The organism is Asticcacaulis sp. EMRT-3 (assembly GCF_030027245.1).
Classification (GTDB): Bacteria; Pseudomonadota; Alphaproteobacteria; order Caulobacterales; family Caulobacteraceae; genus Asticcacaulis.
In genome coordinates this window covers 2,665,690-2,679,047 of the sequence record NZ_JASERT010000001.1, presented here as the reverse complement: position 1 = coordinate 2,679,047, position 13,358 = coordinate 2,665,690, and the positions used below count along the sequence as shown (strand labels likewise).

The window sequence follows — 13,358 nt, the reverse complement described above, 5'->3', positions numbered from 1 at the left end:
CCTTCAGCCATGACACGGATTTCTAAATGAATGCCCAACCCTTCATCCGTGACGTCGCTTTAGCGGCGATCCGTGTTTTCCGTGGTTGATCCTTATTCCACCCTGGCTTCGCCGAACTTTGTTTCGTGGCAAAAATCCTCTTCCTACCCCTCGATCAGCGCCTTCACCTTGGCGACATCCTCCGGGGTCGAGGGCGTATAGACGACCAGGCTGAGATCGGAGCGGCCATCAACGGCAAAGCTTGAATAATCGAGCGACAGCGCGCCCGCCAGCGGGTGCTGGATGCGCTTCGGATGCTCGCCAAAGCCACTCTGCACATCGTTTTCGCGCCACAGGGCAGCGAAATCGGCGCTCATGGCGCACAGCTCATCCACCAGCCCCTGCACCTCACCGGCCGCCCCGGCGCGCACCACATCGGCGCGAAACGTCGCCACCACGAAACGCGCCACGGCCAGCCAGTCCGACTGGCGTTGGCGTATATGATCGGTAGAAAACATCAGGCGCAGAATATTGCGCTGACCGGGCGTCAGCACGCCGTAATTGGTCAGAACGGCTTCTGCGGCGCGGTTCCAGGCGATAATGTCCCAGATCGGCGTCCTGATAAAGGCGGGGCTGTACGGCATGGCGTCGAGCACGCCCTGCAAGCGCGGACTGACGCCTTCAGTCGCGCGGTAACGCACTTCCGGCGGACGGCCCAGCCCCAGCAGGAACAGGTGTTCGCGCTCCACCTCGGTCAGCATCAGGGCGCGCGCGATCCGTTCCAGCACATCGGCCGAGGCCGCCCCGCCGCGCCCCTGCTCCAGCCAGGTGTACCAGGTGGCGCTGACATGGGCGCGACTGGCCACCTCTTCGCGGCGCAGACCGGGTGTACGCCTGCGCGTCAGCGGAATGCCGAAGGCCGCCGGATCGAGCCGGGCGCGGCGATCTTTCAGAAAGGCGCCAAGCGCATTATCATCCGTCATGCTGTTAGTCATTATACCTGTATAAACTCACGTCTTTTACCCCGATAAAATACGCGCCATATCCCTCTTCGTCCATCTAATACCAACTTTGCACAGACAAGAATCTAAAGGTTGCAAGTTGGTATTAGCATTTTTGCAGCTCAAACGCCGCATGGCTCCTCGCATAAGCTCGGGCGGCCAGTCGGCCTTGCCACATTGCGATAACGGTCATCGCAATGTGGTGTTAAAACGGAGAAAAGATATGCGGGTATTTGTAACGGGTGCGTCGGGCTGGGTCGGCTCAGTGGTGACGCAGGAGCTTTTGCGCCACGGCCATAGTGTGCTGGGTCTGGCGCGGTCAGACGCCTCGGCGGCGGCGATCGAAGCGGCGGGCGCGCAAGCTTTGCGCGGGGATGTTGAGGATGTGGACAGCCTGATCAGGGGCGCGCAGGCCGCCGATGGCGTCATCCATACCGCCTTCATCCACGACTTCTCGAAATTCGTCGAAAACTGCGAGATCGACCGGCGCGCCATCACCGCTATGGCCGGGGTTCTGGCCCATACCGGCAAGCCGTTCGTGGTCACGTCCGGCACAGGCATAACCGCGGGTGTGCCGGGTGCCAGCGAAACCATGCGCACCGCCGACGCACGCACAACCCTGCCACGCATCGCGTCCGAACAGGCCGCCGAAGCTGCCGCTGCCAGCGGCGTCAATGTGTCAGTCGTTCGTCTGCCGCCTTCGGTGCATGGCGCGGGCGATCACGGCTTCGTGCCGATGCTGATCCAGGCGGCACGCGACAAGGGGAAATCGGCCTATATCGGCGAGGGCGAGAATGTCTGGCCGGGTGTGCATCGCCTTGATGCGGCGCAGGTTTTCCGCCTCGCGCTCGAACGCAATGCCAGCGATGCCCGCTATCACGCCGCCGAGAACGCAGGCACGCGTTTCCGCGACATCGCCGCCGCCATCGGCAAGGGGCTGAACCTGCCCGTGGTCAGCCTGACCCCGGAAGAGGCTGCGGATCATTTCGGCTGGTTCAGCCATTTCACCAGGCTTGACAACCCGACCTCAAGCCAATGGACGCGCGAAACCCTGGGCTGGGCACCGAGCCAGCCCGATCTGCTGGCCGACCTCGATGGCGATGCCTATTTCCGGTAGGCGTCCGTCACAAACGGCTTTACGCGAAGGCGGGCCGGGGGCAAGACTGCGGATCATAAAAAAATCAGGAGAGGATAACCGCATGTTCAAGGCCCTTTTGCTCGGTTCCGTCATGGCGCTCATCACGGTGCCCGCCTTCGCCCAGACCGCCGCACCTGCCCAGCCGTGGCTTGACGCCAGCCAGTCGCCCGAGGCGCGCGCCGATGCGGCGGTGGCCGCCATGACGCAGGACGAAAAGCTGCAACTGGTCTTCGGCTATTTCTCAACCGACGCACCGTGGGAAAATTTTAAAGCGCCCGCCGACGGCCTGCCCGATTCCGCCGGTTTCGTACCCGGAATCGCCCGTCTCGGCCTTCCGGCGCAATGGCAGACCGACGCCGGGGTCGGGGTCGCCACCCAGCGTTCGCCCACGCCGCGCCTGCGCACCTCCCTGCCATCGGGCATGGCCACCGCCGCCACCTGGAACCCCGAACTGGCTTATCAGGGCGGGGCGATGATCGGCCATGAGGCACGTTTTTCAGGGTTTAACGTCATGCTGGCCGGCGGGGTCAATCTGGCCCGCGATCCGCGCAATGGCCGCAATTTCGAATATGCCGGCGAAGACCCTTTGCTGGCCGGCACTATCGACGGCAATGAAATCAAGGGCATCCAGTCGAACCATATTATCTCGACGCTGAAGCATTACGCCTTCAACGACCAGTCAACCAGCCAGTCCGACCTTGATGTCAAGATCGACGACGCGGCGGCGCGCACCTCCGACCTGCTGGCCTTCCAGATCGCCAATGAGATCGGCCAGCCCGGCTCGGTCATGTGTTCCTACAATATCGTGCATGGCGATTATGCTTGCGAAAGCAAGTGGTTGCTCAGTGATGTGCTGAAGACCGACTGGGGCTTCAAGGGCTATGTCATGACCGACTGGGGCGCCACCCATTCCACCGTCAAGGCGGCCAATAGCGGCCTTGACCAGCAATCGGGCTGGCCCTTCGGCAAGACGCGCTATTTCGCCGAGCCGCTGAAGGCCGCCATCGCGGCGGGTCAGGTGCCGCAGGCGCGGCTTGACGACATGGTTCACCGCATCCTCTACGCCATGTTCGCGCATGGCCTCGTCGATGATCCGGTGGCAGGCGATCAGTCAGCCAGGATCGACTATGCTGCCGATGCCGCCGTCAGTCAGGCCGACGAAGAAGAGGCCATTGTGTTGCTCAAAAATGACGGCATTCTGCCTTTGGCCAGGACGGCGAAAAAGATCGTCATCATCGGCGGCCATGCCGATGTCGGCGTGCTGTCGGGCGGCGGCTCGTCACAGGTCTATCCGCATGGCGCGCCCGCCAATGGGCTGATCCTGCCCAATGACGGGCCTGACGCCTTTCCCGGCCCGATGGTCTATGATCCGTCCTCGCCGATGAAGGGGGTGCAGGCGCGCACCTCCGCCAGCGTGGTGTACGATTCCGGCAAGGACGCAGGCAAGGCAGCGAAGCTGGCGGCCAACGCCGACATCGCTATTGTTTTCGCCACCCAGTGGTCAGCCGAGGGCATGGACCAGAAAGACCTGGCCCTGCCGAACCATCAGGACGCCCTGATCGCCGCCGTCGCCAGGGCCAATCCGCATACAGTGGTGGTGCTGGAAACCGGCGATCCGGTCACCATGCCGTGGCTTGAAAATGTGGGCGCGGTGATCGAGGCGTGGTTCCCCGGTGCAGGCGGCGGCGAGGCGATTGCCCGCGTCCTGACCGGCGAAGTCAATCCGTCGGGCCATCTGCCCCTCACCTTCCCGGCCTCGCTCGATCAGTTGCCGCATCCGGTACTGGCTGGCGGCAAGGGCGATACGAAACATGATGGCCGCTACACCGCCGATTACGATGTCGAAGGCGCGGCTGTCGGCTATAAATGGTTCGACAAGAAGGGCTATAAGCCTTTGTTTCCGTTCGGTTACGGCCTGAGCTATACGCAGTTCACCCTAAGCGATCTGCATCCGGTCGATGTCACGCATGACGGGCTGATCGTGGCCGTAACCCTGACAAACACCGGCAAGGTGGCGGGCAAGGATGTGGCGCAGATCTATGTGTCGGGTCAAGGCGTGTCCGGTGCGAACTGGGAAGCGCCGAAACGCCTCGGCGGCTTCGCCAAGCTCGACCTCGCCCCCGCTCAGAGCCAGACGGCGCAGATCACCATCGATCCGCGCCTGCTGGCCACTTACAATTCCACCTCAAAGCAATGGACGGTGGCACCGGGCAGCTACACGGTGACGGCGGGTGCCTCCGCTGCCGATACGCAAGCCAGCGTGCAGGTGACGCTTGGCAAGCTGGTCTTCGATGTCAACGGCCACTATGTCAGCGGACAATAGCTGACCTATTTCACCGGATCGGGCGCGGTGAAGGGCGAGCAGCACGGCGTGCCGATGGCGTGGAATTCCATGATTTCGGCGCGCGTGCCATCGGGATCGATCAGGTTGAGCTGCCACTTGGCGTCACGCCCGATCTTGGGTACGGTGTTGGGGTCTTGCCCTTTCAGGCGATCCCCATTCCACAGGGTCGTATAGGTCGCCTCGATATTGGCGACGCCGAGTGAAAAGTGGTTGAGCACACCCGCCGTCTGCTGGCTCATCCCGGCAGGAATGGGGCCGGTGCCCGGCTGGATCATATATTCGATCCAGTCGCCGCCATCGGGCACCTGCTGCGAAATCCAGTCATCCTTATGGTCATCAAAGCCGCCATGCCAATAGGGCCGAAAACCGAGCAGGGTGCGGTAAAACCTGTCTTCCTTCGCGGCATCATGCACGATCAGCCCGACATGGATGATGTGATCCGACAGAGGATCATTCGGCACATCGGGCAGTTGCGCCGGATACTGCACAAACTCGACCCTGTTGCCTTCGGGATCGCTGACATCGAACCACTGACTGCCATCGCTGCCGCGCATCAAAGCGCCCGGCGTGATCTTCTGTGTCTCAAACCAGCCGCGCAAACCGGCGGCATCGGGCGTGGTGAAGGCGATATGATCGAGCCGGTCAGCGCCCGCACCGGCAGGCAGGGGCAGGGATTCGACAAACTGGCCGGGTGAAAAATAATAGCGCGCGCCGAGCGGATTTTCGGGATCGGAGCCCTTTGTCGCGCCGAGATCATGAACGTAAAAGGCCTCGGTTCTGGCCGGGTCGGCGCTGTAGATGGCGATATGCGAAACGCCGGTGATCGCCGGGCGCGGTGCCGCCAGGGCCGGACAGGCCGCGCCCATCAGGGCCGAGGCAAGGGCCAGCGTTTTCCAGTGGGCTTTCATAGTCTCTCCTCCGCTGTTTTTATGATTGCGGCGAAGCTAGCAGGGATTCCCGCAGCCGGCGAGACTTTTGCGTCAGGCTGCCGACGCCAGGATTCTTTTCAGATAATCCTCGAACATCGGCACTGTGAAAGCAATATCGCCATGAGCAGGACTATAGATCATGCCCTTGTTAATGATCTTGGCGCGGCAAGGCCCAAGGGCCTGCACGGTTTCTCCCAGCACATCCGCCACATCGGAAGAGCGATAAGGCCCCTTGCCGAGCGTCGCCATGGCCTGAACATAATCACGTTCCTTGGGAGTCAGGCGATCAAAGCGCACCCGAAAGAAGCCATCATCAAGCCGCGTCAGAGCCGCGCCCGAAGCCTGCCGCACATCTTCGGCGCTGATGGGCGAGGCTTTGGCTATATTCCATGACTGATACCCCCATTCCTGTAAAAAATAGGGGTAGCCGCTGGTATGTTCGAAAATAGCTTCCAGCGCTTCATCAGAAATGGCTTCACCCTCATCCACTACCGGCTGTCTTATGGCTGCGGCGGCGGAAACCCTGTCCAGCTTGTCAACCGTCGTATATTTGAACAGTCTTTCGGCATAGGATTTGGCATTGCCGGAAAGTGCCGCCACCTGCGGCAATCCGGCGCCGAAGAAAATGATCGGCAATGACTTCTGGTTGACGCGGTGCAGGGCCACGATCAGGGCCGACAGTTCCTCTTCCGACAGGTATTGCACCTCATCGATCAGCAGGCTCCAGGCCTTGTTGGCTGCCTTCGCCGCTTCGCCGACGCGCACGAACAGATCGCTGAGATCATATTCCAGTATGCCGCTATCCGCCGTGCCGGCTTCGGGATCAACCGATAGCGACAAATCGTCCATCGAAATTTTGAAAACGCCCGCAAACGCCCGCAGGGCGCGCGTGGCATTATATACGGCGACCCTGGCGCTTTCCACGAAGGACAGTTTGCGCAAGGTCTGGTGAAGGCGCGGATAAAGAAGTTCCGCGAGCGTCTTGTCTTCCGGTGCTTCGATAAAGGAGGTGAGGTGGCCGTGGTGTTCCGCCAATTGTTCGATCTTGTTCAGCAGAACGGTTTTTCCTGTCCCGCGCAGACCCAGCAGTATCTGGGATCGGTCATGCCTGCCCAGCAAAATACGTTGCAGGGCAATGTCCGCGTCCTGAATAATCTGATCGCGCCCTGCCAGTTCCGGAGGCTGCGAACCGGCACCGGGCGCAAAAGGATTCGAAATCGATTTCATAGGCCACATGTAGCCTGTCTAATAATTTATAGCAATGTATATCTCCGTATAACACATATACGATATACATGGTTATAAACAGCTACACCCGCTCTGTCTTGAGTGGGCGCGACAAAAGGGCATCAATCGCGCCATCGACGCACAGAGCGCCGGTCAGCACGGCATTAACCGCATTGCACAGCGGCAGATCGACACCGAATTTTCTGCCGAGATCGCAGACGGCGGGCGCCGATTGCACGCCCTCGGCCACCGACACCTTACCGGCCAGCGCCTCTTCCAGCGTCTGGCCTTTGCCGAGCGCCAGACCGACACTCATATTGCGCGATTGCGGCGATGAGCAGGTCAGCACCAGATCGCCCATGCCGCACAGGCCCGTCATGGTGACGAGTTGCGCCCCCATCGCCATAGCCAGCCGCGTCATTTCGGCAAAACCGCGCGTGATCAGGGCGGCATGGGCGTTGCGGCCCAGCCCCTTGCCCTCCGCGATACCGCAGGCGATGGCGATGACATTCTTGATCGCCCCGCCCGATTCCGCACCGATCAGATCGTTCGACTGATAGGGCCGGAAGGTGGGCCCGGCCAGGGTGGCGGCGATCTTCGCGCCCATCGCCATATCGGCGCAGGCCAGAGTCACGGCCGAGGGCAGGCCCAGCGCCACTTCGCGGGCGAAATTGGGCCCGGCCAGCACGGCCTGCGCCACCTCCGGCAGCACATCGCCCAGCACCTCGGTCATCAGGGCGTCGGAGCCGCGCTCCACCCCCTTGGCGCACAGAACGACCGGCAAACCCGGCTGCGCAAACGGCTTAAAGGCGGTCAGGGTAGCGCGCATATGCTGGGCGGGCGGCACGGCCAGAATCAGGTCGCAACCAGCCAGAACCGCCAGATCGGAGGTCACGGTGATGGCGTCGGACAGGGTCACGCCCGGCAGATAGAGCGTGTTTTCGCGCGCATCGCGGATCGAGGCCACCACCTCGGCCTCGCGGGCGTGCAGCAAAACGGCATTGCCGCCCAGCGTCAGCACCTGAGCCAGAGCCGTGCCCCAGGCGCCCGCTCCGATGACGCCGACCTTTGTGAAGGTTTCCACCGTCATGCTTTTACTCCCTTGCGGCCTGATTTTTTATGCACCGGCTGGCTGGCGGCGCGGATCTCATCGAGCGGCCAGCGCGGACGCGCCGACAGGCCCATGCTTTTCTGTTTCAGATCGGCCCTGTTGTCGCAAAGCTTGGCGAAATGTTCAAGGCCTGCCAGGGCGATCATGGCGGCATTGTCGGTGCAGTACTTCAACGGCGGAGCGGTAAAGACGAAGCCATGTTTTTCGGCAGCAGCCTTCAGCACGGCGCGGATCGTCTGATTGGCCGCCACCCCGCCTGCCACCACAAAGGCCGGTTTTTCCACGGCATTTTCCTGCAAGAAAAGCTTCATGGCGCGCTCGGATTTCTCGACAAGCTGGCGCGCAATCGCGGCCTGAACTGAGGCGCACAGATCGGCGCGATCCTTAAGCGTTTTCACCTCGGCATGGGCCAGTTGCGCGGCAGCGGTTTTCAGGCCGGAAAAGGAAAAATCGCAGTCCTTGCGGCCCAGAAGGGCGCGTGGCAGGCTGAACCGCGCCGCATCGCCGTCCCTGGCACAGGCTTCCAAGGCTGGCCCGCCCGGATAGCCGAGGCCCAGCATCTTGGCCGTCTTATCGAATGCCTCGCCCGCCGCATCATCGATCGTGGTGCCGAGGCGCTCGTAATCGCCAACGCCTTTCACGCTCAAAAGCTGGCAATGGCCGCCCGATACGAGCAACAGCAAAAACGGAAAGGCCACGTCCTCGCTCAGGCGGGCCGACAGGGCGTGGCCTTCGAGATGATTGACGCCGATGAGCGGCAAATCACGCGCCAGCGCAAATCCCTTGGCGAAGCTCAAACCCACCATCACCCCGCCGATCAGGCCGGGGCCGGACGTGGCTGCCACGGCGTCGAGCGCCGGATGACCGGCCTCGGCCAAAGCGCGCTGCGCCAGTTCGTCAATGGTTTCGACATGGCTGCGCGCAGCGATTTCCGGCACCACCCCGCCGAATTCGGCGTGTTCGGCGGTTTGCGAATAGATGAGGCTCGCTAAGACATGCGTGCCCGCGCCATCGCGCCGCACCACGGCGACGGCGGTTTCATCACAGCTCGATTCGATACCCAGCACAGTCAGGGGGCCCAACACGGTCAGAGCGGGATCGGATAATGGTGGATGAGGCGTCATGTGCGGTAAAGCGGCCTTGTAACCCAATGCGAAAAGTGGTGTCTCTTAGACAAAGACGAAAGGGGCGGCGTCAAGCGATTTTGCAGCTTGTCGCCGCGAAGCCTCACATCCAATGCCCGGAGACGAGATGACGGCACGCTTGAAAATCGGCACGCGCGGTTCGAAACTGGCCCTGACCCAGTGCGGCTGGGTGCAGCGCCGCATCGTGGCCGCCCTGAATGAAGACCCGTCACGCGCCGATGAGATCGCGCCGCTGACCATTATCTCGACAGCGGGCGACCGCATTCAGGATCGCCGCCTGATCGAGGCGGGCGGCAAGCAGCTCTTCACCAAGGAAATCGAAGACGCCCTGCTGCGCGGCGAAATCGACGTGGCCGTTCATTCGCTGAAGGACATGCCCGCCGATGATATTCCGGGCCTTAGCCTGTGCGCCGTGCCCGAACGCGAGGATGCGCGCGATGCTTTTTTAAGCCCCAATTATGTCTCGATGAGCGAATTGCCGCAGGGCGCGCGGCTGGGCACCGCCTCGATGCGCCGTCAGGCCCAGGCCCTCAGCCGCCGCCCCGACCTTCAGATCGTCATGATGCGCGGCAATGTCGATACGCGGCTGGCCAAGTTGCAGGCCGGGGAGTGCGACGCCCTGCTGCTGGCCGCGGCGGGCCTGAACCGGCTGGGGCTCGATTCGCATATCCGCTCCTTTATCGACCCCGACATCTATGCCAGCGCCCCCGGCCAAGGCGCGCTGGCCATCCAGTGCCGTAGCGAAGACGCCGGGGCGGACTGGATGAAAAAACTTCACCATGAACCGACCTTTATTTGCGTGCGGGCCGAACGCGGCGCGCTGGAGGCGCTCGAAGCCTCGTGCCGCACGGCGGTGGGGGCCTATGCCCGGCTTGACGGCACAAGCCTGCATCTGTTCGTCGAGGCCTTAAGCGCCGATGGCAAAAAGCGCTGGCAAAGGCGCGCCACGCTGGCCGCCGCCCACGCACAGAGCGCCCATGCCCTGGGCCGTAAACTCGGCGAGGAGATCAGGGCCGAGGCCGGGCCCGATCTCATTCTGGCCGTGGGCTGATTATGGGCGCGGGGCCGGTCGTGTGGATCACGCGCACCAAAGACGGCGCGACGGCCACGGCCAGAGCGGTTGAGGCGCGCGGCTTTACGCCCCTGATCGCCCCGGTTTTAAACATCAGGCCGTTGCGACCGGTGATCGACCCCCACGCCTTCGACGCCCTGATCGTGACCAGCCGCAATGGCCTGAAAGCTTTTAGCGCCATCTGTTCGCGCCGCGCCGTCACCGTCTGGTGCGTCGGCGATGCCACAGCGCAGACCGCACGCCAGCTCGGATTCCAGCACGTCCTCAGCGCCAGGGGCGATGTGCAGGCTCTGTCCGCCCGCATCCGCGCCGAGGCCGATCACAGCACACGATTTTTCTATGCCGCCGCGCTTGAACCCGCCTGGCCGCTGACCGCCACCTTGCAAAACTATGGCTTCACGGTCAGCGAAACCGCCGTTTACGAAACCGTGGAGATCGTGCCGGACCTGCCCGATCCGGCGGGTATCGACTATGTGCTCGTCCATTCAGCGCGCGGCGGTGCGGCGGCGGTGCGGGCGCTTGATCACCGGCTGCAACAGCGCCCCGACAGGGCGTTCAGCCAGCGCCTGACCTTTATCTGCATTTCGCAAAGCGTCTGGCAGGCCACGGCGGCAGCGCTGGCGATGGCGGCGCCGCCTTTGCAAAAACTGGCCCCCGATCCGGCGCATCATCGCATTTCCGCGTTTCCTGACGGCGCTTCCATGTTAGAACAGCTTGTACTGACCTGATAAACGAAGAGACGTGCTGCCATGAGCGATCCACTGGCCTCCATCCCGAACGACGCCCCCCTCACTGATCCGAACGACATGTCGGACGAGGAGGCCCGCGCCGAGGCCGCCAAGGTGACGCGCGTTTTTCTGCTGTTTGCCGGGATTCTGGCCCTGTGCTTCATCATCCTGCTGGGAGCGCTCGGCTGGAAAATGACCCATCCGCGCACGCCTGATTCCGCCGTGGCCAGCCAGTCCCACGCCACCGAGGCCAGCAAGGACGCCGAAATCGCCGCCTTGCAGGCCCGGATCGCCACCCTGCAAAACCAGACCGCGCAACCGAATCCGCTTCCGCCCGGTCAGGCTTCGCAGGCGCAGGCTCCCGTTGGTGCCACCACGCTTTCGCCCCCCTATTATACGCCTGACAGCAGCTCACTGGCCCAGCTTTCGGCGCGCATGGACCGGCTGGAAGCCGATCAGCGCGCCCTGACCCAGGCCACGGGTGCGGCCTATGCGGCGCGCACCCTGCAACTGGCCGCGGCCGAGGGCGCGCCCTTCCTGCCGGAGCTTTCCGCCGCCGAGCCGAGCCTCGATAATCCCGCCCTCGCCGCGACCTTACGTCCCTATGCCGAAAAGGGCGTATCGAGCGCCGTCACCCTGGCTGTGCGTTTTCCGGCCGCCGCCGCCAAGGCCAATATCGCCGCCAGGGCCGCCAGCGGCAAGAACAGCTTTTTCGACCATGTACGTAACCTGCTGGGGGCCTTCATCTCGGTGCGCCGCACCGACAATATCAGCGGTCAGGGCACGGAGGCCATTCTGGCGCGTGCCGAAAACCGCCTCAATCTCGGCGATCTGCGCGGCGCGCTCGGTTACCTGAGCGCCCTGCCGCCCGCCGCCCATGATGCGATGAAGCCCTGGCTCGATGCCGCTCAGGCGCGCCTGCTGGTCGATGACACGACGCGCCAGATCAGCGAAACGGCCATGAATCGTCTGAACCAGCTCAATACCGGCAATAACGCGCCCGCCAACGGAGGTGTGCTGTGATCCGTTCGCTGCTTATTCTGCTCGGCATTCTTATTCTGGTCGTGCTGGCGATGGCGGGCACGCACGATGCCGGACAGGCCAGCCTCAACTGGATGCACTACCGCATCGATACTTCGGCGGCGGCGGTATTGATCCTGATCGGCTTTCTGGCCCTGTGCGCCGTTATCTTCTGGAATGTCGCCCTGTGGCTGTCGCGTTCGCCGCAACGCGCCGAAAAGGCGCGGGCCGTGGCGCGGCGCAAGCAGGGCGATGAGGCGATCACGCGCGGCTTCATGGCCCTGGCTTCGGGCGATGGCAAGGAGGCGCGCCGTCTGGCGATCAAGGCCATCGATCTGTGCGACAATACGGTTCTGGTGCGAATCTTAGGCGCACTGGCCGCGCAGGAATCGGGCGACGCCACCGCCACGCGCGCCGCCTACAGCGCCATGCTCAGCCTGCCTGACCTGAAACTGGCCGGGCTGAAAGGCCTGATGGAACTGGCGCAGCGCGATGGCGACAAGGCCGAAGCCTTACGTCTGGCCACCGAGGCCTATAGCCAGCCGCGCCCGACCATGTGGGCCTTCAGGGCCCTGTTCGAGGCCCGTCTCGAAGCCGGCGACTGGCGCGAGGCGTTGAGCCTGCTGGATGGTGCGCTGAACCGCAAGCTGATCTCACCCATCTATTGCGAACGCGCCAAAGCCGCGCTGATGGCCGCTTCGGCGGCGCGCATGGAGGCCGATGGCGAAGACATCGATCAGGCGCTCGATTACGCCGTGCGCGCCGCCAAGCTGCAACCGCAATTCACACCGGGGCCGGTGATCGCGGCGCGCCTGCTGCTCAAGGCCAATCGCCTGGGCCGCGCCGAAGATGTGCTCGAAGCCGCGTGGAGCGCCCAGCCGCACCCGGCTATCTGGCTGGCCTACCGCGATCTGGTATCCGATGAGACGCCGCGCGAGCGTGCCCGCCGCCTGCAAGGTTTGATCGACCGTAACCCGAAGCACCGCGAAAGCCTGATCCTGCATCTCGAACGCGCGCTTCTGACCGGAAGCAAACCCGATATGAGCGCCGCCATGACCGACCTCGCTCCCGAAGCGGCTGATGACCGCCTGACGCGCCGCCTCGGCGGGCTGATGGCACGCGGCGCGCAAGGACAGGGCGATATGGACGCCGCCCGCACCTGGCTGGCCGCCGCCACCCTCAGCAAGGGCGAACCCGACTGGTCTGATATGGATGCCGAAGGCCGCGCCTTCGCCTATGGTGCCTCCGACTGGAGCCGCCTGATCCTGACCTTTGCCGAAACCGCCGCACTGGCTCACCCACGTTTTGAACGCGGCGAAAAGGGCCTGCCCGAAATGCCCGACATCGCTTCGCGTTACATGCCTTCCATGCCCTTCATCAAGGCGGCTGGGCGCAGCTCGGCGGCGCGTGGCGGCGGCGTGCCCCTGCCCGACGATCCCGGTGCCTTCGATGCCGCCCTTTCCGGCCAGGATCTCGATGGCGAGCCTGACATCAAGGCCCGGCCCGCGCGTGCCTCCCGGCGCAAGGCCGCGCCGCAAGACCTGAAAGCGGGAAAGTCGAAGACCTAAAGGCTCGAAAATAGCGCAATCAGGGCCTTGGCAAGACGGCCTGACCTGTGTAATGAAACGCGCCAGTCTGCGGGGCCCTTCACCCCGGACGTTCCG

The 13,358-nt window shown here is 63.3% G+C and carries 11 protein-coding genes; 6 read left to right on the top strand and 5 right to left on the bottom strand.

Annotation, left to right across the window (positions count from 1 at the left end; genetic code table 11):
• Nucleotides 1-143: 143 nt before the first annotated feature.
• On the bottom strand, nt 144-962 hold the full coding sequence (locus QB905_RS12575; protein WP_282975367.1) for a helix-turn-helix transcriptional regulator: 819 nt from the start codon (nt 960-962) through the stop codon (nt 144-146).
• A 241-nt stretch (nt 963-1,203) separates the two neighbouring features.
• On the opposite strand from QB905_RS12575, the gene QB905_RS12570 reads away from it, so the two are divergent.
• On the top strand, nt 1,204-2,097 hold the full coding sequence (locus tag QB905_RS12570; protein ID WP_282975366.1) for an SDR family oxidoreductase: 894 nt from the start codon (nt 1,204-1,206) through the stop codon (nt 2,095-2,097).
• An 82-nt stretch (nt 2,098-2,179) separates the two neighbouring features.
• Nucleotides 2,180-4,441 carry a glycoside hydrolase family 3 C-terminal domain-containing protein gene (locus QB905_RS12565; RefSeq protein WP_282975365.1) on the top strand — a complete coding sequence of 754 codons (2,262 nt, stop codon included), beginning with the start codon at nt 2,180-2,182 and terminating at the stop codon, nt 4,439-4,441.
• A 5-nt stretch (nt 4,442-4,446) separates the two neighbouring features.
• Here the strand turns inward: QB905_RS12565 and QB905_RS12560 are convergent, their stop codons facing one another.
• The 4 genes from QB905_RS12560 to tsaD form a co-directional block, all read right to left on the bottom strand.
• Nucleotides 4,447-5,370 (bottom strand): VOC family protein, encoded by a 924-nt coding sequence (locus tag QB905_RS12560; RefSeq protein WP_282975364.1) that lies wholly within the window; start codon nt 5,368-5,370, stop codon nt 4,447-4,449.
• 72 nt (nt 5,371-5,442) lie between these two features.
• The gene (locus QB905_RS12555; protein WP_282975363.1) at nt 5,443-6,618 is read right to left on the bottom strand and encodes an ATP-binding protein; all 1,176 of its coding nucleotides are present in this window, start codon (nt 6,616-6,618) and stop codon (nt 5,443-5,445) included.
• A gap of 82 nt (nt 6,619-6,700) precedes the next feature.
• Nucleotides 6,701-7,708, bottom strand: coding sequence for an NAD(P)H-dependent glycerol-3-phosphate dehydrogenase (locus QB905_RS12550; RefSeq protein ID WP_282975362.1), 1,008 nt, complete (start codon nt 7,706-7,708; stop codon nt 6,701-6,703).
• Nucleotides 7,705-8,853, bottom strand: a complete 1,149-nt coding sequence (tsaD, locus tag QB905_RS12545) for a tRNA (adenosine(37)-N6)-threonylcarbamoyltransferase complex transferase subunit TsaD (RefSeq protein WP_282975361.1) — start codon at nt 8,851-8,853, stop codon at nt 7,705-7,707. The genes QB905_RS12550 and tsaD overlap by 4 nt, the downstream gene beginning before the upstream one ends.
• Before the next feature lie 127 nt (nt 8,854-8,980).
• On the opposite strand from tsaD, the gene hemC reads away from it, so the two are divergent.
• From hemC to QB905_RS12525, 4 genes are read left to right on the top strand one after another with little or no spacing between them, the layout of a single operon-like run.
• Nucleotides 8,981-9,925, top strand: a complete 945-nt coding sequence (gene hemC, locus QB905_RS12540; protein ID WP_282975360.1) for a hydroxymethylbilane synthase — start codon at nt 8,981-8,983, stop codon at nt 9,923-9,925.
• A gap of 2 nt (nt 9,926-9,927) precedes the next feature.
• The gene (locus QB905_RS12535) at nt 9,928-10,674 is read left to right on the top strand and encodes a uroporphyrinogen-III synthase (protein ID WP_282975359.1); all 747 of its coding nucleotides are present in this window, start codon (nt 9,928-9,930) and stop codon (nt 10,672-10,674) included.
• A gap of 21 nt (nt 10,675-10,695) precedes the next feature.
• Nucleotides 10,696-11,697, top strand: a complete 1,002-nt coding sequence (locus QB905_RS12530) for a COG4223 family protein (RefSeq protein WP_282975358.1) — start codon at nt 10,696-10,698, stop codon at nt 11,695-11,697.
• The gene (locus QB905_RS12525; RefSeq protein WP_282975357.1) at nt 11,694-13,262 is read left to right on the top strand and encodes a heme biosynthesis protein HemY; all 1,569 of its coding nucleotides are present in this window, start codon (nt 11,694-11,696) and stop codon (nt 13,260-13,262) included. Before QB905_RS12530 ends, QB905_RS12525 begins: the two co-directional genes overlap by 4 nt.
• The last annotated feature ends 96 nt before the right edge of the window (nt 13,263-13,358 follow it).